Below are 22853 nucleotides of genomic sequence, written 5' to 3'. Positions count from 1 at the left end.
CGGGCGGTCGCGTGTCGGTGCGGGGCAGACGCGTGCCGACGTGCGGCCACCGATCGCCCGCCGCGCTCACAGGCTTCGGAGGATCACGCGAGGTTCGGATGATTTCACCGAAAGCGTCCGGACTTGATCACATCATCCGAACTCTGTGAGCGGCTTCGCCGGCTCGGGGCGGGTCGCGCGCGAGCGCGCAGTGATGTCGGATGCCGCGGCTAGGGTCGGAGCGAAAGGGGAGGCATGCGATACATCGAGGGCGAAGCCCGCATCGTCTGGAGCGCGAGCGATCTGAAGGCCGCCGCCGAGTGCGAGTTCGCGTGGCTGCGCGCGATCGACGCGAAGGCCGGTCGCATCGCCGCGGTCGACGACCCCGAAGACGCGACGCTCGCCCGCGCGGGCATCTTGGGCACCGAGCACGAGCGCCGGGTGCTGGCGGCATATCGCGCGCAGTACGGCGACGGCGTGGTCGAGATCCCCGAGACGCGATCGTCTGACGCCGAGCAGATGGCGGATGCCGTGGCCCGCACGCGTGCGGCTCTCGACGACCCCTCGGCCCGGGTGATCTACCAGGCCACGTTCTCCACGCCCGAGTTCGTCGGGTTCGCCGACTTCCTGGTGCGCGGCGACGACGGCAGCTGGATCGTGCAGGACTCCAAGCTGGCCCGCCACGCACGGGTCACCGCGCTCATGCAGCTGGCGGCATATGCGGATCAGCTCGACCGGCTCGGCGTGCCGCGGGCCGGCCGGGTGGAGCTGCTGCTGGGCGACGGCACGACCAGCGTGCACCGGGTCGACGACCTGATGCCGGTCTTCCGGCTGCGGCGCGAGCGACTGCGCGCCCTCGTCGCCGACCGCCGGCTCGATGTGCCCGACGAGCCCGCGATCGCGTGGGGCGACGTGCGCGGCGAGTTGGGCGTGGTGGCCTGCGGGCGCTGCGCGACGTGCGACCTCGAGGTCGTCGCGCACCGTGACCTGCTGCTCGTGGCCGGGATGCGTCCGGTGCAGCGCGAGCGGCTGCGCGGCGCCGGCATCGATACGATCGACGCGCTGGCCGCGGCATCCGCCCCTCCCGAACGGATGAGCGCCGAGACGTTCGCGAACCTGCGTACGCAGGCCCGGCTGCAGCTCGAGAGCCCGGCCGGCATCCCCGAGCCGGTGACGGCTGTCCCCGTCGTCGAGGGAGCGCAGCGCGTCGAGACGTCCTCGGTGGTCGGAACGCTCGAGGTGCCCGCCCCGGCGATCCCCACGTTCGAGGTCGTGTTTCCGAAGGCGCTGGGAGCGCTGCCGCGGCCCGACCGCGGCGACATCTTCTTCGACTTCGAGGGCGACCCGCTCTACACCGAGGGCGCGGCGCGCGACTGGGGCATCGACTACCTGTTCGGCTGGGTCGACCTGCACGAGGAGTACTCGGCGCTGTGGGCGCACGGCTTCGACGAGGAGCGGGCGGCGCTCGAGCGGTTCATCGACATCGTGGCCGCGCTGCGCCGCGAGCACCCGGGCATGCACATCTACCACTACGCGCCGTACGAGCCCACGCACCTGCTGGCGATGGCCGCGCGGCACGGCGTGCGCGAGGCCGAGGTCGACACGCTGCTGCGCGAGGGGGTGTTCGTCGACCTGTATCCGATCGTGCGGCGCGCCCTGAAGGTCGGGTCGCGGTCGTACTCGATCAAGAAGCTCGAGCCCCTCTATATGGGCGACGAGGTGCGCACCAGCGACGTGCAGCGCGGCGACGACTCGATCGTCAAGTACGTGCAGGCGCGTGCGCTCGCCGAGGCGGGCCGGGATGCCGAGTCCCGCGCGGTGCTCGACGACCTCGCCGACTACAACCGGTACGACTGCGTCTCGACCCGGCGGTTGCGCGACTGGCTCGTCGACCGCGCCCGCGAGGCGGGGCTCGTCCCGTCGCGCGACGTCGAGACGGTCGAAGTCGCCTACGAGGCCAAGCCGCAGGCCGACGCGCTGCGGCGGCTCGCCGAGGGCGCCGAGGCGTCGGGGATGCCCGAGGCCGACGTCCACGCCCTGCGGCTCGGCGCGGCGGCGATCGACTACTACCCGCGCGAGGCCAAGTCGTTCTGGTTCGCGCACTTCCTGCGACTGCGCGAACCGGTGTCGGTGTGGGAGACCACGCGCGACGTCGTGGTGATCGACGCCGACCGCAGCGAGGTGACCGAGCAGTGGCATCCCGGACCCCGCTCGATCCGCCGCATTGTCCGGCTGCGCGGCGAACTCGCCCCGGGGACGAAGCTCAGCGAGGGTTCGCGCCCCTACGCGCTGTATGCGACGCCCGCGCCGTTCCCCGTCGACGCCATGCCCCGCTGGGTGCACGTCGCGCGCGAGGTCGAGGTGCTCGAGGTGCTCGACGACGGCGCGATCGTCGCCGAGACGGCCGTCGACGGGCAGACCTGGAGCGAACTGCCGATCGCACTGGCGCCGACCGCTCCGCCGCGCGCCGGCAACCAGCAGCTCGCGATCGAGGAATGGGCTGATGCCGTCGCCGATGCCTCGCCCGGCTTTCCGGCCGACCCGGCGACCGACATCCTGCGCCGTCGCCCGCCGCGGCTGCGCACACGTGGGCTCGACAGCGGGGCCACCCGCGACGGCGACCACATCGCGTTGATCGCCGACGCGCTGCTCGAGCTGGACCGCAGCTATCTCGCCGTGCAGGGACCTCCCGGCACCGGCAAGACGTTCGTCGGATCGCACGTCATCGCGCGGCTCGTGCGCGAGCACGGCTGGAAGATCGGCGTCGTCGCGCAGTCGCACGCCGTCGTCGAGCACATGCTCGACCAGGTCGTGGCCGCGGGGGTGCCGGCCGAACTCGTCGGCAAGGCGCGCAAGAGCGGCGACGACGGCGACGTGTCGTTCACCGAGATTCCCAAGAACGGTCTCGCCCGCTTCACCGAGGATCACGCCGACGCCGGTTTCGTGGTCGGCGGCACGGCCTGGGACTTCAGCCATCCGGGCCGCGTCGCACGCCGTTCACTGGATCTGCTGGTGATCGACGAGGCCGGCCAGTTCTCGCTCGCCTCCACCGTTGCGGTGGCCGCGGGAGCCCAGCGCCTGCTGCTGCTGGGCGATCCGCAGCAGCTGCCGCAGGTGAGCCAGGGCATCCATCCCGAGCCCGTCGATGCCTCGGCGCTCGGCTGGGTCATGGACGGGGCATCCGTCATCCCGCCCGAGTACGGCTTCTTCCTCGACCGGTCGTGGCGCATGCACCCGGCGGTCGCCGCCCCGGTCTCGCGACTGTCGTACGCGGGCGAACTGGCCTCGCAGCCCGGCGCCGCGGAGCGGTCGATCGCGGGCATCGACCCGGGCGTGCACCCGGTGGCCGTGCGGCACCACGGCAACGCCACCGCATCCGACGAAGAGGCGGCCGAAGTCGTGCGCATCGTCCGCGACCTGCTGGGGCGCGCGCTGTCGCCGTCGCCGGCGTTGGACGCGGGGGATGCCGCGGCCCGCCCGCTCGCGCAGACCGACATCATCGTGGTCACGCCGTACAACGCGCAGCAGGTCGTCGTCGAACGGGCACTGGCCGAGGCCGGATTCGGCGCGGTCCCGGTCGGCACGGTCGACAAGTTCCAAGGGCAGGAGGCGGCGGTCTCGATCGTGTCGCTCGCGGCCTCGTCGGGCAAGGACGCGCCCCGCGGCCTCGAGTTCCTGCTGCTGCAGAATCGCCTCAACGTGGCGATCTCGCGCGCGAAGGTCGCCGCCTATCTCGTGTATGCGCCGGGCCTGCTCGACGATCTGCCGCATACGCCCGACGGCGTCGTGCGCCTGAGCGCGTTCGCCCGGCTCGTGGGCATCCGCTGACCGCAGCCGCCCGTCGGCGCAGACCGCTCACCGCGCGTCATCCGCACTCGGCGGGCGGGCCCGCCACGTAGACTCGGCGCATGAGCGACGACCTGCCCCAGCAGTTCGAGATCGACCTGCCGCCCGAGATCATCGCGGGCAACTACGCGGACTTCGCGAACGTGTGGCACACGCCCACGGTGTTCGTGATGGACTTCGTCACGCTCGCACAGCCGCCCCGCGAAGACACGAACTCCGACACGGGCGAGCGCGTGGCGATCGTCCCGGCGCGGGTGGTCAGCCGCATCCGGATCCCTCCCGAGCAGGTGTTCGAACTCGCCAAGGCGCTCACGCAGCAGCTGGAGTTCTGGGAGCAGGAGACCGGCAAGCGCTCCCCGTCCTGAAGGGGGTCGAGGGAACGGGCCATGCGGCGAACAGGGCTAGACTGTCCCGTTGGGCCCGGGCCTCTGCCGGCCCACAGGGACGAGAACGTTCCGAGCGGAAGGGGGTGACGGCGATGGCCGATGATAGTCGCTGCGCCGTCGACGGTGCCTTCCGCAGCCTCGTGCCCTGACGTTCGCGTCGGCTCTGCATGATCGAGGCCAGGTCGGGTGCTGTCACGGCGCCCGCCCCAGCCCCCCGATCGCTGCGCGCCCTCTTTCGCGCGCCGACGCAAGGAGCACGCCATGCTCATCGACAACGGAATCTACATCGACGGCCTGCGGGTCGAGAGCCCCGCATCGCTGGACGAGACCTACGAGCAGCTCGCCGACCACGGCGGACTCGCCTGGATCGGGCTGTACCGTCCGACCGCGGGCGAGCTCGCCTCGCTGGCGGCCGAGTTCGCCCTGCATCCGCTCGCGGTCGAAGACGCGTTCCGCGGCCATCAGCGCTCTAAGGTCGAGCGATACGGCGAGACCCTGTTCGTCGTGCTGCGTCCTGCCCGCTACGTCGACGAGACCGAGCGGGTCGAGTTCGGCGAGCTGCACCTGTTCGTGGGGCCCGACTTCGTCGTGACGATCCGTCACGCCGAGTCACCCGATCTGGCGTGGGTGCGCCGACGGCTCGAATCGCAGAGCCCGCTGCTGGCCCGCGGCCCCGAGGCCGTGCTCTACGCGATCCTCGACCGGGTCGTCGACGAGTACGAGCCGATCGTGCGCGGACTCGAGAACGACATCGACGAGATCGAGCAGCAGCTGTTCGGCGAGAGCGACGACGACGCTCTCGCGCGGCGCATCTACGCCCTGTCGCGCGAGGTCGGCGACTTCCAGCGCGCGGTCAAGCCGCTCGTGGGCATGCTGGAATGGCTGCGCCGCGGCTATGACAAGTACCGCGTCGACGTCGAGGTGCAGCGCTCGCTGCGCGACGTGCTCGACCATGTCATCCGCATCGTCGAGCGCGTGAGCGAGTTCCGCTCCGTGCTCGACAAGGCGCTCACGGTGCACTCGGCCCTCGTCGCGCGGCGGCAGACCGAGGCATCCCTTCACCAGAACGACGAGATCAAGAAGATCTCGTCGTGGGCGGCGATCATCTTCGCGCCGACGCTGGTGGGCACGGTGTACGGCATGAACTTCACGAACATGCCCGAGCTGGACTGGAAGTGGGGCTACCCGTTCGCCGTCGCGCTCATGCTCGGCTTCGCCGGCACGCTGTACGCGATCTTCAAGAAGAAGCGCTGGCTGTAGCCGGATGCGACGGCCCGGCCGCCGCGCTCAGACCGTGCCGTACAGCCGGTCGCCGGCGTCGCCGAGGCCCGGCACGATGTAGCCGTGCTCGTTGAGGCGCTCGTCACGGGCGCCGAGCACGAGCGTCACGTCGCGATCGCCGACCTGCTCGTCGATTCTTGCGATGCCCTCGGGCGTGCCCAGCAGGCAGATCGCCGTGATGTCCTGCGCGCCGCGCTGGAACAGGAAGTCGATGGCCGCGCCCAGCGACCCGCCGGTGGCCAGCATGGGGTCGAGCACGAAGCACTGCCGGTCGCTCAGGTCGGCGGGCAGGCGCTCGGCGTACGTCGTCGGCTGCAGCGTCTGTTCATCGCGCACCATGCCGAGAAAGCCCACCTCGGCGGTCGGCAGCAGCTTGACCATGCCCTCGAGCATGCCGAGGCCGGCACGCAGGATCGGCACCACGATCGGCCGCGGCTCGTCGATCCGCACCCCCGTGGTGGTGGTCACGGGCGTCTGGATCTCGACCGGCGCGACGCGCACGCTGCGGGTCGCCTCGTAGGCGAGCAGGGTGACGAGCTCTTCGGTGAGCTGACGGAACACCGGCGACGGCGTGCGCTGGTCGCGCAGCACCGTCAGCTTGTGGGTGATCAGGGGATGGTCGGCGATGTGCACGCGCATGGATACAGGTTACCGGCCGGCCCTCTACGCTCGAGACGTGGACTTCGACGACGCGATGGGTCGTGCGCTCGCGCTCGCCGCCCGTGCGGGCGCGGTCGGCGACGTGCCGGTCGGAGCGGTGGTGGTGGATGCCGCGGGCCGGGCGATCGCCGAAGGGCAGAACGAGCGCGAGCAGACCGGCGACCCCACCGCGCACGCCGAGATCGTCGCCCTGCGGGCGGCCGCGGCATCCCTCGGATCCTGGAACCTCGACGGCTGCACGCTCGTGGTGACCCTCGAGCCCTGCCTGATGTGCGCCGGCGCCATCCTGCAGGCGCGGATGGGCCGGGTCGTGTTCGGCGCCTGGGACGACAAGGCGGGCGCGGCCGGCTCGATGTACGACGTGCTGCGCGACCGTCGGCTGCCGTACCGCGCCGAGGTCGTCGGGGGAGTGCGCGAGGATGCGGCGATCGCCCTGCTGCACGCCTTCTTCGACGAGCGACGGTGACCGGTCGGCGTGAGGCCTACAGCCCGCGCACGCGCGGCAGGACCTCGGCGCCGATCAGCTCGAGGTGGTCGAGGTCGCGCAGATCCATGAGCTGGAAGTAGACTCGCTCGGCCCCGAGCGCCCGCAGGCGTGCGACCTTCTCGACGACCTCGTCGGGGAGCCCTGCGATCATGTCGTCGGCGCGCGCCGTCCCGCCCTCGCGGCCGATCGCCGCGGCCCGGCGCGACAGCTCGGTCTCGCTGCCGCCGACGAGGGTCGACAGGGCGACCGACAGCTTCAGCGTCTCGGGGTCGCGATCGACGGCCTCGCACGCCGCCCGCGCGCCGGCGAACTTCTCGGCGATGACGTCGTCGGGCTGGAAGCCGATGTTGAACTCGGTCGCGAACCGCGCCGCGATCGCGGGCGTGCGCCGCGGGCCGCCGCCGCCCACGATCACCGGCATCCGCTCTTGCACGGGCTTGGGCAGCGCGGGCGCGTCGGCGAGCGTGTAGTGCCGCCCCGTGAACGAGTACGCACCCTCGGCCGCCCACAGCCCGGTGATGATCTCGAGCTGTTCCTCCAGCATCCCGAATCTCTTCGCCGGGAACGGGATGCCGTAGGCCCGGTGCTCTGCGGCGAACCACCCGGTCCCGAGCCCCAGCTCGACGCGGCCGCCGCTCATCGCGTCGACCTGAGCGACCTGCATCGCGAGGATCGCCGGCTGCCGGTACGTCACGCTCGACACGAGCGTGCCCAGGCGCATGCGCGAGGTCTCGACGGCGAGGCCGGCCAGGGTCGTCCAGGAATCGGTCGGGCCGGGCAGGGGATCGCCCGCGCCCATGCGCAGATAGTGGTCGTTGCGGAAGTATCCGTCGAATCCGAGGCGCTCGGCGGCCTGCGCGAACGCGCGCTGCTCGGCGTAGCTGAAGCCCTGCTGCGGCTCGGTGAAGACGCAGAACTCCACTGTCAGTCCTCGGACTTCAGGATGAACGCGTCGGTGGGCGGTGAGCAATCGTCGCCCGGCCGGTACACGTCCGGCTCGAAGTAGATCACCCGAGCGGCCGGCACCGCGCCGCGCACCCGCGCTTCGACGGTGTCGATGTCGGTGGCGACGGCCCGCAGCGTCCTGTCGCCGCCGAAGCCCAGCTTCGCGGCCACGAGCAGCTCGTCGGGTCCGAGGTAGAGCGTCTTCAGGTGGATGACCTTCTCGACCTCGGGACCCGATTCGATCGCGTCGACGATCGCGTCGACGTCGCGCCTGCTCGCGCCCTCGCCCACCAGCAGGCTCTTCGTCTCGATCCCGAGCGTGATCGCGACGAGGATCAGCAGCGAGCCGATCATCAGCGTGCCGATCGCATCGAACACCGGGTTGTGCGTGAGCCACGACAGCCCCACACCCAGCAGGGCGAACAGCAGACCGGTGAGGGCCGCGACGTCCTCGAGCAGCACGACCGGCAGCTCGGGCGCCTTGGCGTGCCGGATGAAGGCGATCCAGGACTCGCCCCGTGCGCGGTGCGGCTCGGACTCGCGCACGGCGGTGCGCAGCGAGAACGACTCGAGGCAGATCGCGATGACCAGCACGAGGATCGGCACCCAGACGTTGTCCAGTTCGTGCGGGTGGGTGAGCTTCTCGATGCCCTCGTAGATCGAGAACAGACCGCCGACCGAGAAGAGGATGATCGCGACCACGAACGCGTAGACGTAGCGCTCGCGACCGTAGCCGAACGGATGCTCGCGGTCGGCCCGGCGCTTGGCCTGGCGGCCGCCCCACAGCAGCAGCAGCTGGTTGCCGCTGTCGGCGACCGAGTGGATCGCCTCGGCGAGCATCGAGGCCGAGCCCGAGAACAGCCAGGCCACGAATTTCGCGAGGGCGATGCCCAGGTTCGCGAGGAACGCGGCGATGATCGCCTTGCCGCCGCCAGAAGAGCTCATGCGACGAGTCTAGAGAAACCCGACTCGCGGACTTTCAGTCCTCGGACTTGAGGATGATCGTCTCGGTCGGCGGGGCCGCATCGTTGCGCGGCGCGATATAGCCGATCGTCTGCAGCAGCGCGCGCCGGAAGACGCCGGGCCGCTCCAGGTGCGGCGCATGCCCTGCGCCCTCGACCTCGAGCTCGGTGACCTGGCCGCCGGCGGCGCGATACGCCTCGAGCACGTCGCGGGTCTGGCTGACCATCGGCTGCGGGGGCGCAGCGTCCTCACCCGGCCAGCCGGGGACGATCCCCGCCTTGCCGAGCTGGTTGAGGTCGAAGAAAGATGCGTCCGACACGATCGCGTCGGCGGTGCCGTGCACCCACAGGATGGGGGGCTTGACCACGATGTCGACGATGCCCGACACGTCGAAGTGCTTCGGCGCCATCGTGTTCAGCACGCCGCGCGCGCCCGGGGCGAAGCCTGGCCAGTTCGCGCTGGCGACGCTGTCGCCCGGGTAGTTGTCGTCGCCGGTCTTCGTGCTCAGCATCGAAGCCACCCAGACGTCCTCCTGCGCGGTGGCGTACTCGGCCGAGACGTACGACGAGCGGAACACGCTGCGCGGCGAGGTCGCGGCATCCGCCGACGTGTCGCCCGCCGCCAGCCGCGCGACGAAGTCGGGGTTGGCCCCGCCCGCGCCCGTCCCGGCGTCGTCGTCGGTGACCCGCGACCCGTCGCGGCGGGTGCCGCCGAAGCCGTACGGCGAGACCGGGGCCTGCAGCGTGAGGCTGCGCACCGGGTGCTCGAGCGCATACTGCATGATCACGCCGCCGCCCATCGACCAGCCGACCAGGTGCACCGAGCCCAGCTCGAGCGCGGTCAGGGTCGCGCGCAGGTCGTCGGCGAAGTCGCGCAGGCCGCGCGTCGCATCCACCGGCGCCGTCTCGCTGTCGCCGAAGCCGCGCAGGTCGACGGCGATAGGACGGATGTCGCCGGGAAGATCCTCCATGATCTCCTGCCAGAACAGGGCCGACGACACGTTCCCGTGCACGAACACGACCGTCCGCTCCTCGGGTGTGCTCGGATCGTCGCCGGTGCGCTCGAGGATGTTCACCGCCAGACGCGGCGTCTTCACGGTGCGTGCGGCGATGCCGTGGAACAGGGTCATGGATCGGCCTCCTCGGGGCTCCCCTCCGACTATAACCGCGGGCCCTTCAGACGAGCCGCCCCGGCCGTAGGATGGCGGCATGCTCCCTCCCATCGCGATCCTCGGCGCCGGCTCGATGGGCGGCGCCATCCTGCACGGACTGGTCGGCTCCGGCCGTGCCACCGGGCTGACCGTCACGAACCGCACACGCGCGAAGGCTGCCAGGCTCGCGGCCGCGCCGGGGGTGCGCAGCGTCGCGCTGGACGAGTCGCCGACGGGGAACGTGGATGCCGCGGCCGCGGCATCCATCGTCATCGTCGGCGTGAAACCGCACATGGTGCCCGACCTGCTGCGGGAGATCGCGCCCGTGCTGAACCCGGGGACGATCGTGGTGAGCCTGGCCGCCGGTGTGACCATCGCGACGTACGAGCAGATCCTCGGCGAGGGTGTGCCCGTGTTCCGGTCGATGCCGAACACGCCGGCGCTGGTCGCAAAGGGCGTGACGGGCCTCGCTGGAGGCAGTTCCGTGACCGAGACGCAGCGGGATGTGGTGCGCGAGCTCTTCTCGACCGTCGGGTCGGTGATCGAGGTGCCCGAGTCGCAGATCGACGCGCTGTCGACGATCTCGGGATCGGGGCCGGCGTACGTGTTCCTGCTGATCGAGGCGCTGACCGCGGCCGCCGTCGGCAAGGGGTTCGCGCTGGATCAGGCCCGCGCGATGGCGGAGCAGACGTTCATCGGCGCGTGCGCGCTGCTCGAGGCGTCCGATGACGAGCCGGCCGAGCTGCGACGCCGGGTCACGAGCCCCAAGGGCACCACCGAGCGAGCGATCGCCGTGCTGCAGGACGCGGGGCTCGACGATCTGTTCGCCACCGCGACCGACGCGGCCCTCGCCCGCGCCAAGGAGCTCGCTGCCGGCACCTGAGCCGCTCGTTCGTTCGCGCTGCGCGCGGCCGCGCTCAGCGACCGGACGCGCCCAGCGGAGCGAGTGTCAGCTGCTGCGCGAGCGCGTACGCCGCCGGGACGTCCGTGTCGTCGGCCACGAACACGCGGCCGATCACGAGGGCAGTGTGGCCCGGGGTGGAGATGCGGGTCATGCCGTCGGGGACCGTGCCCCGCCAGCCCGGGCCGGTCACGAGGAACGTGCCCGCGGCGGATCCGGTTGCCCGTGTGCCGACATATGCGAAGTCGGCGCTCGTGGCGGGATCGGTGAACTGCACGCTGTAGTAGCGGCCGGACATGTCGGGCGTGCGCAGCACCTGTGCGCCCTGCCGCAGGTCGAGCCACCCGGCGACGTAGAGCACGTCGTCGGTTCCCGTGGCCAAGAGGCTCCCCACCGGGGCCGAGCCCGACGAGACCGTGGGCGCGGCATAGAGCGTGTTGACCGGGATCGGGCCGCCGCCGAGCCCGCGCCGCAGGATCACCCGTTTGAAGCCGTCGACGGTGATGCGCGGCCAGAGCAGGATGAACGCGGGCGCGCCGAGCATCCACACGACGACCGCGGCGATCACGAGGGGGACCAGGGCATCCCACCCGCCCGACGCTGCCCGCTGGTAGACGACCCAGGCGAAGATCAGCAGGATGACGGCCGTCACGGGGTATGCGTACGTGAGGACGAGGCGATTCATCGCGCGACCTCCGCCTCGTGCACGCGGGTGATCCGCGGGAGGCGATACGTGCCGTCGAGGATGGCGGCGCCGGGCAGGTACACGCGCAGCATGAGCTTGAACCGGCCGGCGGGGATCGGCAGCCAGTTCTGCTCGCGCTCCGCGGGGGCCGTGCGCCGCAGGTGGATGTCGATCGATCCGTCCGCGTTCAGGGCGAGCGGAGTGCGATCGTCGATGCTGCTGCGGTCGGTCGCCCCCGGCATCATGTAGCCGACCACATCGGTCACCGTGAGCGACCAGAACGCGTCGTGCGGGGGCAGCCCGCGGGGCTCGACGTGCAGGACGTAGTCCTGGGTTCCGCGCAGCGCCCGATTCGCGGCATCCCTCATCGTCGTCCAGTAGGCGGCCTCTTCGAACACGTTGACGCCCGGCAGGGCCTTGGCGCACGCCGCCCGCACGAGCACGCCGTTGCCGGGCCGTCCGCACCGTCGGATCGCATGCCAGCCGTTGTCGACCGTCGTGAGGGTCCGGATCGCCGCGTTCATGATGACGACGGCCGAGAGGAACGCGAGCGTGGCGCCGATGATGACCCCCTGCACGACGCCCGAGTGCGCGAGCCAGCCGAAGATCCCGGTCATGCTCGCACACTAGTCCCGCAGAACTCGTCGCGGCACGTGCCGAGCGTCAGCGGTCGAGCGAGGCGAAGCGCTCGATGTCGGAGTTCGTGCCCGACACGATGATGAGGTCGTGGTTGGTCACCACGGTCTCGGCCTCGGCGTAGCGGAACGGCCTGCCCGGGCTCTTGACGCCGACCACGGTGACGTTGAACTTGGTGCGCACGCCGGACTGGTTCAGGCCGATGCCGCGGATGAACCGCGGCGGATACATCTTGGCGAGCACGAAGTCGTCGTCGAACCGGATGAAGTCGAGCATCCGGCCGCTGACCAGGTGCGCGACGCGCTCGCCGGCCTCGCGCTCGGGGTAGACGACGTGGTTGGCCCCCACACGGGCGAGGATCTTGCCGTGGGCCTGCGACACCGCTTTGGCCCAGATCTGCGGGATCTTCAGGTCGACGAGGTTCGCGGTGATGAGGACGGATGCCTCGATGGACGAGCCGGTGGCGACCACTGCGACCTGGAAGTCCTGCGCCCCGATCTGGCGCAGGGCGTCGATGTTGCGGGCATCGGCCTGGACGGCGTGGGTGACCCGCTCGCTCCACTTCTGCACGAGTTCGAGGTTCTCGTCGATGGCCAGCACGTCGCGATCGAGCCGGTCGAGCTCTCCCGCGCACGCGGCGCCGAACCGGCCCAGGCCGATCACCAGGACGGGCGCGTCGGTGCGGATCTGCTCAACCAACGATCGGCCTTTCGACGGGCAGCGAGTACAGCTGCGAACGTGAGGTCGCCGCGACCGCCGCGGCGAGAGTCACTGTACCAATGCGGCCCATGATCATCGTGGCCACCAGCACGTACTTGCCCGCGTCCGGGGCGGCGTCGGTGACGCCGGAGGACAGCCCGACGGTCGCGAACGCCGAGATGACGTCGAAGAGCACCTCGCCCACCGGAGCCTTCGTGATCTGTGCGACCGTCACCGTCGAGATCGCGACGATCGTCGCGCCCCAGGCGACGACGGCGAGGGCGACGCGCTGCACGTCGCTGGGGATGCGCCGGCCGAACGCCTGCACCGAGGAGCGGCCCTTCGCCTCGGACCACACCGCCAGGGCGAGCACGGCGAGCGTGGTGACCTTGATGCCGCCGGCGGTGGAGGCAGAACCGCCTCCTACGAACATCAGCATCGATCCGACCACCAGCGACGACCCGTGCAGTTGGCTCGTGTCGACGACCGAGAAACCGCCGGACCGGGTCATGCCCGACAGGAAGAACGACTGGAACACGGTGTCCCACGCGTCGCGGTCGCCGAACGTGTGCGGGTTGTCGAACTCGAGCACGAGGAAGACGATGCCGCCGACGAGGAACAGCAGCACGGTCGTGATGATCGTGAGCTTGGCGTGCAGCGACCACAGCCGCGTGTGCCAGCGCTGGCGCCACAGCGTGTAGATGACCGGGAACCCGATCGAGCCGAGGAAGACGGCGAGCATCATCACGGTGAGGAAGAAGTAGTCGTGGGCGAACGGCTCGAGCCCGCCGGGGTTGGGGGTGAAGCCCGTGTTGGTGAACGCCATGGCGGAGTAGAACGGCGCCTCCCACAGGGCGCGCAGCGGCGAGACGCCGCCCAGCAGCAGCGACGGGTACATCAACACCGCGATGCCGGCCTCGATGATCAGGGTCGAGATCGCGACGGTGGCCAGCAGCGATCCCACCTCGCCCAGGCGCACGGTCTGCCCCTCGTTCACGGGGCCGCCGTGGGCGCGCAGCGGGTTCGTGTCGCTGGCGGCGATGAGCTTGGCCCGCAGCCCGAGCCGCTTGGAGATCACCAGGCCCAGGATCGACGCGAACGTGAGCACGCCCATCGCGCCGACGTTGACGCCCGCATAGACGACGGTGAGCCCGAACGGCGACCAGTGCGTGCCCATGTCGACCGTGGACAGCCCGGTCACGCAGATCGTCGAGACCGCGGTGAACAGGGCGTCGGCGAAGTGCGTCGCCCGGCCCGAGGCCGTGGCGATCGGCAGCGAGAGCAGGGTCGTGAACAGGGCGATCAGCGCCAGGAAGACGAGCACCGCGAACCGCGCCGGAGAGGCCGTGGTGACCGCGCGGCCGAGATCCCGCGCGCGGTCGCCGATCATCCACAACGCGCCCGCGAACGCAGACGATCGCGGCGGCTCGGGTGCATGTGACGACATCTGTGTCATGGTACTCAGCCGGGCGCCCGGCTAACCTAAGGGCATGGCGGACATCTTCGACGTGATAGCGGATGGCACCCGTCGTGACATCCTGCGACTGCTGCTGGACCGATCCGCCGCGGGCCACGAAGGCACGAGCGTGTCGCAGATCGTGGCCGAGCTGGGTGTCAGCCAGCCCACGGTGTCGAAGCATCTCAAGGTCCTGCGCGAGGCCGGCCTGGTCACGGCCCGCGAAGAGGGGCAGCACCGCTTCTACCGGCTCGAGACCGGGCCGTTGGACATCGTCGACGAGTGGATCGTCCCGTTCCTCGACCATGCCGCCCCGATGGAACCCGTGGCCCTGCCCGAGTCCGCCGCGCACGCCGCCGACGTCGTGGGGCGGGCGGCGGCGTCGGCCAAGCACGCGTGGGAGAGCGCCCTGAAGAAGCTCCCCGGCCGCTGATCGGCCGCCGCGCATCGTGAACTCCGTGAACTCCGCCGGCCGCGCGCCGGCCGTGATGCTGCTCTGCGACTATTCGCTGCGCTACCTGGGCGGCGCCCAGACCGCCTTCCTGCGGCAGGCGCGCAGTCTCGCCGCCCAAGGCTGGGCCGTGGTGGTGGTCGCGCCCGACGCCGACGTGCTGGCCGGGACCGAGAACATCCTCGTGGCGGCCCCCGTCGTCCGCCGGACGTTCCCGGTGCTCGACCTGCCGATCCTCGGCGACCGCGCGCGGCTGCAGGCCGACGTGGCCGCGATGGCCCGCCGCCACGGCGTCGAGGCCCTCGTCGTCCACTCCGAGTTCACGCTGGCCGCCGTCGCGCTCGCCGTCGGCGCCGAGCTGGGCGTGCCGGTGCTGCACACCGTGCACACGTTCTTCTGGCACGCGCCGGCGGTGCTCTCGCCGTTCGCTCCGGGCGTCCGGTGGTTCCACCGCCGGCTGACCGGCATCCCCTCCCGCGAGCGGTACCGCGGACGCACGCCGATCGACAATGCGCTGCGGGGGATGACGCTGCGGGTCGCCCTGCGCGCGGACGCGGTGCTGTCGCCGTCCGAGCACCAGGCGCAGGCCCTGCGCGATGCCGGCGTGGCCTCGGCGCGCGAGTTCTCCAACGTCTCCGAGACGCTGCAGCCGGCGCCCGGGCGCAGCGCGGGACCCCTCACGCTGGTGTGGGCGGCACGGTTCGCGCCCGAGAAGCGCCTCGACGTCGCGCTCGAGGCGGTCCGCACGGTCACCGAGCGGATCGGGCCGGACGCGGTGCACCTGCACGTCGCCGGCGGCGAGCATCGCCCGCAGACCGATGTCACGTTCCACGGGCGCGTGCCGGGCGCGCGGGTGGCCGAGCTCGTGGCCGCATCCGACGCCGTGCTCATCACGTCGCTCGGCTTCGACAACCAGCCGATGATCGCGCTCGAGGCCTTCACGCGGGGGCGGCCGGTGGTCGTGACCGACCCGGTGCTGGCCGACGAGTTCGGTGCCGCAGCGCTCGGGGCGCGGGAGCCGGATGCCGCGGGTCTGGCCGAGACGCTCATCGCGCTCGCGCACGACCGCGCGGCGCTGGTGGATGCCTCGTCCGCGGCGCTCGCATACGCCCGGGGGCGGCAGCCCGCCGAGCACGCCGCCGCACTGCGGACGGTGATCGACGACATCGCCGTGCGCTGATCGATCGGGGTTACCGTGCAAGAGGAGACACGGTGAACCCGCATCCGTGGCTCCCAGCATCCGTCACAGCTGTCCCAGAGGTTTACACAGCTCGCTCTGACACCATAGAGTGTTCAACAATCTGGGAGGAATCGACCGAGCTGGGGAGAGGTAGAGACATGGCCGAGTTGCCCGACGTGCGATTTCTCACGGTCGCAGAGGTCGCCGAGCTGATGCGCGTGTCGAAGATGACGGTCTATCGGCTCGTGCACGCCGGTGAGCTGCCCGCCGTGCGCTTCGGGCGCAGCTATCGCGTGCCCGAGTCCGCCGTCGCGGACCTGATGCAACGGCCCATCGCCGACGTCGGCTAGACTGATCCGAGGCATTTTTCGTTTTTTGCCCGATCCCGGGTGCGGGAGACCCTGCGCCCAGACCCCGACATAGTGAGGTTTTCCGTGGGTTCTGTCATCAAGAAGCGCCGCAAGCGCATGGCGAAGAAGAAGCACCGCAAGCTGCTTCGCAAGACTCGCCACCAGCGCCGCAACAAGAAGTAGGCGGCACGTACACCAAGCGCCTGTCCGGGTGGACGGGCGCTTCGTGTTATCCGTTCATGTCATCCGAAGGAGACGCATGAAGTCGATCACCGTCCACGAGCTGCGCGAGCGGACCGATGTTCCGCTCGTCGACGTCCGCGAGTCCGACGAGTACGCGTCGGGGCATGTGCCCGGCGCGATCAGCCTGCCGATGTCGACGCTCGGCGACCACCTCGACGAGCTTCCCGACGGCGCGTTCCACGTGATCTGCCAGGCCGGCGGTCGCTCGGCGCGCGTGACACAGGCGCTCGAGCAGCGCGGCTACGACGCCACGAACGTCGAGGGCGGCACGGGGGAGTGGATCGCCAGCGGGTTCGAGGTCGAGCGCTGACCAGCCGCTCGGTCGACGACCGGGCCGGAGAGCCCATGTCCCACCCCCCCCCGTAAGATGAGTGCGTGACCACGATCACCCTCATCGGCAAACCCGACTGCCATCTGTGCGACGTCGCTCACGGCGTCGTCGACCACGTGCTCGCCGAGCTTCCCGCCGGCGTCGCCGAGCGGATCGAGGTGGTCGAGAAGTCCATCGCGACCGACGCCGACCTCTATGCGCGGTGGTGGGAGAAGATCCCCGTGGTCCTCATCGACGACCGGCTGCACGCGCACTGGCGCGTCGCGCCGGATCGCCTGCACGAGGCGCTGCTGGATGCCGCGGCCCCCGCGAAGGCGGGTCGACGCTGATGCTGCGACACGTCGTGATGTGGAAGCTGGCCAGCACCGACGCCGTGGTCCGCGCCGCGCAGGCGCGCGAGATCGCCGACCGGCTGACCGCCCTGGTGGGCGTCGTGCCCGAGATCCAGGCGCTCAGCGCCGGCCCGAACATCGTGGACGGCAACTGGGACGCCGCCCTGATCGTCGACGTTGCCGACCGCGCGGCACTGACGGCGTACGCCGTGCATCCCGAGCATCAGAAGATCGTCGCCTACGTGCGCGGCGTCAGCTCGGATCGTGTCGCCGTCGACTTCGAGATCTGACGGCTACTTCTCGATCTCGATGATCGGCGCGTCGGCGGCGTTCGTCTTCACCGACTCGATGCCGTTCAAGGCGCTCGCTTTCGACGAGTAGCCCTGGCTGGCCGCGATCACCTGGCCGTTCGACGCCTTCAAGTTGAAGCGCCAGTCGCCGCCCCTGTCGGTCCACAGCTCGAACTTGCCCGCCATTGCTGCCTCCCCCGGCTCAAGCGACGACCCCCATGGTCGCCGCCATCGCTCACGCTAGCGGTCCCCACAGGGGTCGTGGAAGAGGGAATCCTCCCGGGTCGGGGCGCGCGTCAGGGCGCCAGGCGGGTGGGCCCGCGGAACAGGAAAGTCACCTCGCGGATGGATGCCTCGCCCAGCAGCAGCATCAGCAGCCGGGCCAGGCCCATCCCGAAGCCGCCGTGCGGCGGCACGCCGTAGCGGAAGAAGTCGAGGTAGTGCCCCAGGCCCTCGAGCTTCAGGCCCTTGGCCAGCGCCTGCTGCTCGAGCACCTCGATGCGGTGCTCGCGCTGCGCGCCCGTCGTGATCTCCACGCCCTTGAACAGCAGGTCGTAGCTCCTGGTGAGTCCGGTGCTCTCGTCGAGCATGTGATAGAACGGCCGGATCTCGGGGTGGTAGTCCGTGATGAACACGAACTCGTGCCCGAATGTCTCGGCCACGTGCGCCGAGATCTGGCGCTCGCCCTCGGGGTCGAGGTCGCCGTCGGTGCGGGGGATCCGGTAGCCGCGCGCCTCGACGATCCGGTGCGCCTCGGCCAGCGGGATGCGCGGGAACGGCAGCGTGGGCACGACGACGTCGACGTCGAACAGCTCCTTGATCTCGTCGCCGTGCTTGTCTTTCACCGCCTGGATCGCGGCGGCCAGCAGCTCCTCCTGCATGGTCGCGACATCCTCGTGCGAGTCGATCCAGCTGATCTCGGCGTCCACGCTCGTGAACTCGGTCGCATGGCGGCTGGTGAAGCTCGGGTCTGCGCGGAAGACGTCGCCGATCTCGAACACCTTGCCGAACCCGGCGGCCTGCGCCATCTGCTTGTAGTGCTGCGGGCTCTGCGCGAGGTAGGCCGTCTTATCCTCGAAGTACTCGAGGCTGAACAGCTCGGCGTTCGACTCCGACGGGCTCGACATGAGCTTCGGCGTGTGGATCTCGACGTAGTCGCGGTCGACCCAGTACTGGCGCATCGCGTGCTCGAGCGTCGTCGACACCCGGAAGATCAGGTTGTTGCGGCGCTGGCGCAGGTCGAGGAAGCGCCAGTCCATCCGCTTGTCCATGCTCGAGTCGGCCGCGATCGGCGTCTCGGGCAGCGCGGCGGCGGCCACGTCCACCGCGCCGATCTTGATCTCGATGCCGCCGAGCTTGACCCGCTCGTCGTGCTTGAGCTCTCCGGTCACGGTCAGGAACGTGCCGTGGGCGAGGTTCGAGATGGCGTCGGTGAGCGCGAGGGCCGCGGCATCCTGTTCCGTGCCGTCCTCGGACGGACGCGTCGCGGGGTTGACCAGCTGCACAGCGCCGGTCTCGTCGCGCAGGATGACGAACTGCACCTTCTTCTGATCGCGGACGGTCTCGACCCATCCCGATACGGACACGGGGCCGTCTACACGGGCGGCGAGCTGGTTGACGAGGATGCGTTCGGTCACGAGGACCAAGTCTACGGTCCCCCTCGCCCGCCCCCGTTTCCCCCTCCGCGAGACGTCCCTCGCCGGTGGGGCGCGGGAGGGGCGGGCTCTCAGCGGCCTCTGAACCGTGGCGCACGTAGACTGGACCGGTGCCCGCCGATCGCCTGCATCTGGTGCGCCACGGGGAGGTCCACAACCCCCGTCGCGTGCTCTACGGGCGACTCCCGAATTACCGGCTCAGCGCCTCCGGACGCACGATGGCACGCCAGGCGGCCCACTACGTGCACGACCTGCGTCGTCCGGTCGGGGCGCTCGTGAGCTCGCCCCTGCAGCGCGCGCAGGAGTCGGCCGAGCCGTTCACCGAGCTGTTCGGCATCGCGCCCGTGATCGACGAGCGCGTCATCGAGCCGACCAATGTCTTCGAGGGCAGGCGAATGCGGCGCGCACTGCTCAACCCGCTGAACTGGCGCCATCTGCGTCACCCCGATCTGCCCAGCTGGGGCGAGCCGTACGCCCAGGTCATCGCGCGCATGGACGCCGCGATGACGGATGCCTGGACCCGCACACCGTCCGGAGACGTCGTCATCGTCTCGCACCAGCTGCCCATCTGGGTCACCCATCTGCACGTCGCGGGGCTCGCCGCCCGACACGACCCGCGCAAGCGCCGTTGCGCGCTGTCGAGCGTGACGAGCTTCGAGCGCACGGGGGACTCGTGGGTGGAGGTCGGATACGCCGAGCCCGCCACCGCCGCGGGCGCAGTCGATGTGGGAGCCGTGTGATGCGCATCTCGAAGAAAGCCCGGGGCGTGGCATCCATCGCCGCAGCGCTGTTCCTGGTGGCGGGTCTCACCGCCTGCAGCGGGGCGAGCGATGACCTCGCCCAGCAGTACCGCGACGGCGACGGCAAGGGCTATATCGCGGCCGACTTCGCGGTGCACGAGTACAAGCCGGGCGAACAGCCGCCCGCGATCGCGTATTCGGGCACGCTCGACGACGGCTCGGACGTGTCGAACAAGACGTACGCCGGCAAGGTCACGGTGGTGAACTTCTGGTGGGCCGCGTGCGCGCCGTGCCGGCAGGAGGCGCCGGTGCTCGAGAAGACCGCCACGCAGTTCGCGGGGCAGGATGTCGCGTTCCTCGGCGTGAACACGTACGACCAGGCCGGCACCGCCCAGAGTTTCGCGAAGGAGTTCGGCATCACCTACCCGAGCATCATGGACGTCGACACCAAGTCGGTCACGGCGGCCTTCGCCGACGTGGTGCCGCTGAGCGCGACCCCGTCGACGGTGATCCTCGACAAGCAGGGCCGACCCACCGCGCGCATCGTCGGCGCGATCCCCGACGCATCGATCCTGAGCTCGCTGATCAAGACCGCTCTGGGCGAGACGTCGTGATCCAGCTGGTCGCGGGCGGCGCCCTGTGGATCGCGATCCCGATCGCGGTCCTGGCCGGGCTCGTCTCATTCCTCTCACCGTGCGTGCTGCCGCTCGTGCCGGGCTACCTCGGGTTCATCGGGGGAGCGGTGGCTCCGCGGCCGCGCGCTGCGGCATCCATTCCCGTGGCGGCACCGGCATCCGAATCAGCCGCCGTCCCGTCTCGCTTCGCGCGCGCAGAGACCTCTGATGGGGCCCCTGCCCGCGGGCGGCTCGTGGGCGGCGTGCTGCTGTTCATCGCCGGGTTCACCGCCGTGTTCATGGCCGTGAACGTGTTCAGCGGGTCGGTCGGCCTGTTCTTCCTGCAGTACAAAGACGTCATCACCCGGATCATGGGCGTGGTGATCATCCTGCTGGGGCTCGTGTTCATCGGGATGTTCGGGTTCGCGCAGCGCACGTTGAAGCTGCAGGTGCGCGGCAACCTGGGGCTGGTCGGCGCGCCGCTGCTGGGCCTGGCGCTCGGAGTCGGCTGGGCGCCCTGCATCGGCCCGACCCTGGCCGTGATCCTGAACATGTCGCTCGACTCCGCGTCGGCCTCGCGCGGAGCGGTCCTGGGCTTCGCGTATTCGCTGGGTCTCGGCATCCCGTTCCTGCTCATCGCGCTCGGCTTCGGCTGGGCGACCCGCTCGGTGGCGTTCCTGCGTCGCCACATCCGCATCGTCAACCTCATCGGCGGCGCGGTGCTCATCGTCCTCGGCGTGCTCATGGTCACCGGGGTGTGGGGAGTTCTCATGTCACAGCTGCAAGGAGTGATCGCCGGTGTCACGCCCGCGCTCTGAATCGATGACGGATGCCGGAGCCGACCCGCTGCGGCCCAGGGACTACATCGGCAACGACGACGGCGGCGACCGCGACGACGTCGCCTCGCCCAAGCTCGGCTTCTTCGGCTGGGTGCGCTGGGGCTGGCGCCAACTGACCAGCATGCGCACGGCGCTCGTGCTGCTGCTGCTGCTCGCGATCGCCGCCGTGCCCGGCTCGATCGTGCCGCAGCGCTCGGCCGACCCGAACGGCGTGACGCAGTACTTCCAGGACAATCCGGGCCTGGCCCCGGTGCTCGACAAGCTGCAGCTGTTCGACGTCTATACGTCGGCGTGGTTCTCGGCGATCTACATCCTGCTGTTCATCTCGCTCATCGGCTGCGTCATCCCGCGCGTCAAGCACCACCTCAAGGCGCTGCGGGCGCGCCCGCCGCGCACTCCCGCGCGGCTGAACCGCCTCGCCGACCACCACGAGACGCTCGTCGAGCTCGCCCCCGGCGACGCCGACCCCGCCGCACACGCCGAGGCCGAGGCATCCCGCGCCATCGACATCGCCGCCGCGCAGCTCAAAGCGGGCGGCTACCGCGTGCACCGCTACGACTCCCGCGGCTCATTCTCGGTCTCGGCCGAACGCGGCTACCTGCGCGAGACCGGCAACCTGCTGTTCCACATCGCGCTGTTGGGCGTGCTGATCGCCGTGGGCGTCGGCGGCGGGTTCACCTACACCGGGCAGCGCGTGATCGTGCAGGGCACGACGTTCGTCAACTCCGTGGGCACCGACTACTCGTCGTTCAACCCCGGCCGCTTCGTCGACCCCGACAATCTGACGCCGTACACGATGCGCCTGGACAAGTTCGACGTCACCTACCAGCCGTTCGGCGGGCCGAACGGAGGCGAGGCGGGCGATTTCGTCGCACACATGACCACGACGATGCCTGGGCAGAAAGGCGCCGACGATGAGATCCGCGTGAACCATCCGCTCTCGATCGCGGGCGAGCGGGTCTACCTGATGGGCAACGGCTACGCGCCCACCGTCACGGTGCGCAACCCCGCCGGCGATGTCGTGTTCCACGACAGCATCCCGTTCCTGCCGCAGGACAACAACCTCACGTCGCTCGGCATCATCAAGGTGCCCGACGGGCTCAAGCAGCAGCTCGGCATGGTCGCGTTCTTCTACCCGACGCAGCTGCAGAACAAGAGCGGGGCGTTCACGTCGGTCTATCCGGCGCTGTTGAGCCCGCTGCTCACGATGAACGTGTACGAGGGCGACCTCGGGATCGACAACGGCGTGCCCAAGTCGGTGTACGCGCTCGACACGTCGGGCATGACGCAGCTGACCGGCGGCAAGACCGGCGTCAAGTCGATCGAGCTGGCGCCCGGGCAGACCCGGGAGCTGCCGAACGGCCTGGGCACGATCACGTTCGACGACGCCTCGCCGCTGGGCGCGACCGACACGTCGCAGTCGGTCAAGCGCTTCGTGTCGCTGTCGATCCACCGCGACGTGTCGGGCCCCTGGGTGCTCGGCTTCGCCGCGCTGGCCCTCGTGAGCCTCATGCTGGCTCTGTTCGTGCCGCGCCGGCGCATGTGGGTGAAGGCGACCCCGAAGGGCTCGGTGCTCACGCTCGAATACGCCGGCCTCGCCCGCGGCGAGGACCCGACGCTGCAGGGCGCGGTCGAGGCGCTCGCACGCCGGCACGGTGAGGCCTACGACGCGGGGTTGGATGCAGCAGCCGACCGTCGCCCGGATGCCGAGACCAACGGGCCGGCGCCGCGGAACCCGAGCGTAGACTGAACGC

26 protein-coding genes are annotated in these 22853 nt (G+C 70.5%); 16 read left to right on the top strand and 10 right to left on the bottom strand.

The genetic code is table 11. The features are described 5' to 3' along the window. Positions 1–234: 234 nt before the first annotated feature. From AC3RX0_RS14580 to AC3RX0_RS14570, 3 genes are all read left to right on the top strand, one after another. Positions 235–3807: a TM0106 family RecB-like putative nuclease gene (locus tag AC3RX0_RS14580; RefSeq protein WP_491506712.1), complete on the top strand. Its 3573-nt coding sequence runs from the start codon at positions 235–237 to the stop codon at positions 3805–3807. An 80-nt stretch (positions 3808–3887) separates the two neighbouring features. Continuing rightward, positions 3888–4190, top strand: a complete 303-nt coding sequence (locus AC3RX0_RS14575) for a DUF3467 domain-containing protein (protein ID WP_491506711.1) — start codon at positions 3888–3890, stop codon at positions 4188–4190. Between the two features lie 282 nt (positions 4191–4472). Next, on the top strand, positions 4473–5471 hold the full coding sequence (locus AC3RX0_RS14570) for a magnesium and cobalt transport protein CorA (protein ID WP_491506710.1): 999 nt from the start codon (positions 4473–4475) through the stop codon (positions 5469–5471). Positions 5472–5498: 27 nt separating this feature from the next. Here AC3RX0_RS14570 and upp read toward each other — a convergent pair whose 3' ends face one another. After that, positions 5499–6131: a uracil phosphoribosyltransferase gene (gene upp, locus AC3RX0_RS14565; RefSeq protein WP_491506709.1), complete on the bottom strand. Its 633-nt coding sequence runs from the start codon at positions 6129–6131 to the stop codon at positions 5499–5501. A 55-nt stretch (positions 6132–6186) separates the two neighbouring features. On the opposite strand from upp, the gene AC3RX0_RS14560 reads away from it, so the two are divergent. Next, positions 6187–6618 carry a nucleoside deaminase gene (locus tag AC3RX0_RS14560; RefSeq protein ID WP_491506872.1) on the top strand — a complete coding sequence of 144 codons (432 nt, stop codon included), beginning with the start codon at positions 6187–6189 and terminating at the stop codon, positions 6616–6618. A 16-nt stretch (positions 6619–6634) separates the two neighbouring features. Here AC3RX0_RS14560 and AC3RX0_RS14555 read toward each other — a convergent pair whose 3' ends face one another. From AC3RX0_RS14555 to AC3RX0_RS14545, 3 genes are read right to left on the bottom strand one after another with little or no spacing between them, the layout of a single operon-like run. Beyond that, the gene (locus tag AC3RX0_RS14555; RefSeq protein WP_491506708.1) at positions 6635–7561 is read right to left on the bottom strand and encodes an LLM class F420-dependent oxidoreductase; all 927 of its coding nucleotides are present in this window, start codon (positions 7559–7561) and stop codon (positions 6635–6637) included. Positions 7562–7563: 2 nt separating this feature from the next. Then, positions 7564–8529 (bottom strand): cation diffusion facilitator family transporter, encoded by a 966-nt coding sequence (locus AC3RX0_RS14550; RefSeq protein WP_491506707.1) that lies wholly within the window; start codon positions 8527–8529, stop codon positions 7564–7566. 34 nt (positions 8530–8563) lie between these two features. After that, positions 8564–9676, bottom strand: a complete 1113-nt coding sequence (locus tag AC3RX0_RS14545; RefSeq protein WP_491506706.1) for an alpha/beta hydrolase — start codon at positions 9674–9676, stop codon at positions 8564–8566. A 79-nt stretch (positions 9677–9755) separates the two neighbouring features. Between AC3RX0_RS14545 and proC the strand changes: the two genes are divergently transcribed. Next, on the top strand, positions 9756–10580 hold the full coding sequence (proC, locus tag AC3RX0_RS14540) for a pyrroline-5-carboxylate reductase (protein WP_491506705.1): 825 nt from the start codon (positions 9756–9758) through the stop codon (positions 10578–10580). A gap of 34 nt (positions 10581–10614) precedes the next feature. Here proC and AC3RX0_RS14535 read toward each other — a convergent pair whose 3' ends face one another. From AC3RX0_RS14535 to AC3RX0_RS14520, 4 genes are read right to left on the bottom strand one after another with little or no spacing between them, the layout of a single operon-like run. Then, positions 10615–11250, bottom strand: coding sequence for a DUF1254 domain-containing protein (locus AC3RX0_RS14535; RefSeq protein WP_491506704.1), 636 nt, complete (start codon positions 11248–11250; stop codon positions 10615–10617). Positions 11251–11279: 29 nt separating this feature from the next. Then, the gene (locus AC3RX0_RS14530; protein WP_491506703.1) at positions 11280–11900 is read right to left on the bottom strand and encodes a DUF1214 domain-containing protein; all 621 of its coding nucleotides are present in this window, start codon (positions 11898–11900) and stop codon (positions 11280–11282) included. Positions 11901–11946: 46 nt separating this feature from the next. Beyond that, a complete protein-coding gene (locus AC3RX0_RS14525; protein WP_491506702.1) occupies positions 11947–12618 on the bottom strand; it encodes a potassium channel family protein in 672 nt (223 codons plus the stop codon). Continuing rightward, positions 12611–14008, bottom strand: coding sequence for a TrkH family potassium uptake protein (locus tag AC3RX0_RS14520; protein WP_491506871.1), 1398 nt, complete (start codon positions 14006–14008; stop codon positions 12611–12613). Before AC3RX0_RS14520 ends, AC3RX0_RS14525 begins: the two co-directional genes overlap by 8 nt. Before the next feature lie 100 nt (positions 14009–14108). Between AC3RX0_RS14520 and AC3RX0_RS14515 the strand changes: the two genes are divergently transcribed. The 7 genes from AC3RX0_RS14515 (at position 14109) to AC3RX0_RS14485 (ending at position 17251) form a co-directional block, all read left to right on the top strand. Next, entirely contained in the window at positions 14109–14507 is a 399-nt protein-coding gene (locus tag AC3RX0_RS14515) for an ArsR/SmtB family transcription factor (protein ID WP_491506701.1), read from the top strand. 25 nt (positions 14508–14532) lie between these two features. After that, positions 14533–15705, top strand: a complete 1173-nt coding sequence (locus AC3RX0_RS14510) for a glycosyltransferase family 4 protein (protein ID WP_491506700.1) — start codon at positions 14533–14535, stop codon at positions 15703–15705. A 158-nt stretch (positions 15706–15863) separates the two neighbouring features. Further along, the gene (locus tag AC3RX0_RS14505; protein WP_491506699.1) at positions 15864–16055 is read left to right on the top strand and encodes a helix-turn-helix domain-containing protein; all 192 of its coding nucleotides are present in this window, start codon (positions 15864–15866) and stop codon (positions 16053–16055) included. Positions 16056–16139: 84 nt separating this feature from the next. Beyond that, positions 16140–16238: a 30S ribosomal protein bS22 gene (locus AC3RX0_RS14500; protein ID WP_003792170.1), complete on the top strand. Its 99-nt coding sequence runs from the start codon at positions 16140–16142 to the stop codon at positions 16236–16238. Between the two features lie 76 nt (positions 16239–16314). Further along, positions 16315–16608, top strand: coding sequence for a rhodanese-like domain-containing protein (locus tag AC3RX0_RS14495; RefSeq protein ID WP_491506698.1), 294 nt, complete (start codon positions 16315–16317; stop codon positions 16606–16608). 65 nt (positions 16609–16673) lie between these two features. Beyond that, positions 16674–16958, top strand: a complete 285-nt coding sequence (locus tag AC3RX0_RS14490) for a glutaredoxin family protein (protein WP_491506697.1) — start codon at positions 16674–16676, stop codon at positions 16956–16958. Next, a complete protein-coding gene (locus AC3RX0_RS14485; RefSeq protein ID WP_491506696.1) occupies positions 16958–17251 on the top strand; it encodes a Dabb family protein in 294 nt (97 codons plus the stop codon). Before AC3RX0_RS14490 ends, AC3RX0_RS14485 begins: the two co-directional genes overlap by 1 nt. Before the next feature lie 3 nt (positions 17252–17254). Here the strand turns inward: AC3RX0_RS14485 and AC3RX0_RS14480 are convergent, their stop codons facing one another. Beyond that, the gene (locus AC3RX0_RS14480; protein WP_491506695.1) at positions 17255–17437 is read right to left on the bottom strand and encodes a YegP family protein; all 183 of its coding nucleotides are present in this window, start codon (positions 17435–17437) and stop codon (positions 17255–17257) included. Positions 17438–17547: 110 nt separating this feature from the next. After that, on the bottom strand, positions 17548–18888 hold the full coding sequence (gene aspS, locus AC3RX0_RS14475; protein ID WP_491506694.1) for an aspartate--tRNA(Asn) ligase: 1341 nt from the start codon (positions 18886–18888) through the stop codon (positions 17548–17550). A gap of 128 nt (positions 18889–19016) precedes the next feature. Between aspS and AC3RX0_RS14470 the strand changes: the two genes are divergently transcribed. From AC3RX0_RS14470 to resB, 4 genes are read left to right on the top strand one after another with little or no spacing between them, the layout of a single operon-like run. Continuing rightward, positions 19017–19646 (top strand): histidine phosphatase family protein, encoded by a 630-nt coding sequence (locus tag AC3RX0_RS14470; protein WP_491506693.1) that lies wholly within the window; start codon positions 19017–19019, stop codon positions 19644–19646. Beyond that, the gene (locus tag AC3RX0_RS14465) at positions 19646–20260 is read left to right on the top strand and encodes a TlpA family protein disulfide reductase (protein ID WP_491506692.1); all 615 of its coding nucleotides are present in this window, start codon (positions 19646–19648) and stop codon (positions 20258–20260) included. The genes AC3RX0_RS14470 and AC3RX0_RS14465 overlap by 1 nt, the downstream gene beginning before the upstream one ends. Before the next feature lie 23 nt (positions 20261–20283). Then, entirely contained in the window at positions 20284–21078 is a 795-nt protein-coding gene (locus AC3RX0_RS14460) for a cytochrome c biogenesis CcdA family protein (protein ID WP_491506870.1), read from the top strand. Between the two features lie 4 nt (positions 21079–21082). Next, positions 21083–22849, top strand: coding sequence for a cytochrome c biogenesis protein ResB (resB, locus tag AC3RX0_RS14455; protein ID WP_491506691.1), 1767 nt, complete (start codon positions 21083–21085; stop codon positions 22847–22849). Positions 22850–22853 lie beyond the last annotated feature (4 nt).

Source organism: Microbacterium sp. W1-4-2, assembly GCF_058349885.2.
This window is presented reverse-complemented; position numbering and strand designations above follow the sequence as displayed.

What these genes read in the sequence shown, in the direction of transcription:
- AC3RX0_RS14580 (WP_491506712.1), top strand. Translation starts at nt 235, where the DNA reads ATGCGATACATCGAGGGCGAAGCCCGCATCGTCTGGAGCGCGAGCGAT.
- AC3RX0_RS14575 (WP_491506711.1), top strand. Translation starts at nt 3,888, where the DNA reads ATGAGCGACGACCTGCCCCAGCAGTTCGAGATCGACCTGCCGCCCGAG.
- AC3RX0_RS14570 (WP_491506710.1), top strand. Translation starts at nt 4,473, where the DNA reads ATGCTCATCGACAACGGAATCTACATCGACGGCCTGCGGGTCGAGAGC.
- upp (WP_491506709.1), bottom strand. Translation starts at nt 6,131, where the DNA reads ATGCGCGTGCACATCGCCGACCATCCCCTGATCACCCACAAGCTGACG.
- AC3RX0_RS14560 (WP_491506872.1), top strand. Translation starts at nt 6,187, where the DNA reads ATGGGTCGTGCGCTCGCGCTCGCCGCCCGTGCGGGCGCGGTCGGCGAC.
- AC3RX0_RS14550 (WP_491506707.1), bottom strand. Translation starts at nt 8,529, where the DNA reads ATGAGCTCTTCTGGCGGCGGCAAGGCGATCATCGCCGCGTTCCTCGCG.
- AC3RX0_RS14545 (WP_491506706.1), bottom strand. Translation starts at nt 9,676, where the DNA reads ATGACCCTGTTCCACGGCATCGCCGCACGCACCGTGAAGACGCCGCGT.
- proC (WP_491506705.1), top strand. Translation starts at nt 9,756, where the DNA reads ATGCTCCCTCCCATCGCGATCCTCGGCGCCGGCTCGATGGGCGGCGCC.
- AC3RX0_RS14530 (WP_491506703.1), bottom strand. Translation starts at nt 11,900, where the DNA reads ATGACCGGGATCTTCGGCTGGCTCGCGCACTCGGGCGTCGTGCAGGGG.
- AC3RX0_RS14520 (WP_491506871.1), bottom strand. Translation starts at nt 14,008, where the DNA reads ATGATCGGCGACCGCGCGCGGGATCTCGGCCGCGCGGTCACCACGGCC.
- AC3RX0_RS14515 (WP_491506701.1), top strand. Translation starts at nt 14,109, where the DNA reads ATGGCGGACATCTTCGACGTGATAGCGGATGGCACCCGTCGTGACATC.
- AC3RX0_RS14505 (WP_491506699.1), top strand. Translation starts at nt 15,864, where the DNA reads ATGGCCGAGTTGCCCGACGTGCGATTTCTCACGGTCGCAGAGGTCGCC.
- AC3RX0_RS14495 (WP_491506698.1), top strand. Translation starts at nt 16,315, where the DNA reads ATGAAGTCGATCACCGTCCACGAGCTGCGCGAGCGGACCGATGTTCCG.
- AC3RX0_RS14485 (WP_491506696.1), top strand. Translation starts at nt 16,958, where the DNA reads ATGCTGCGACACGTCGTGATGTGGAAGCTGGCCAGCACCGACGCCGTG.
- AC3RX0_RS14480 (WP_491506695.1), bottom strand. Translation starts at nt 17,437, where the DNA reads ATGGCGGGCAAGTTCGAGCTGTGGACCGACAGGGGCGGCGACTGGCGC.
- AC3RX0_RS14465 (WP_491506692.1), top strand. Translation starts at nt 19,646, where the DNA reads ATGCGCATCTCGAAGAAAGCCCGGGGCGTGGCATCCATCGCCGCAGCG.
- resB (WP_491506691.1), top strand. Translation starts at nt 21,083, where the DNA reads ATGACGGATGCCGGAGCCGACCCGCTGCGGCCCAGGGACTACATCGGC.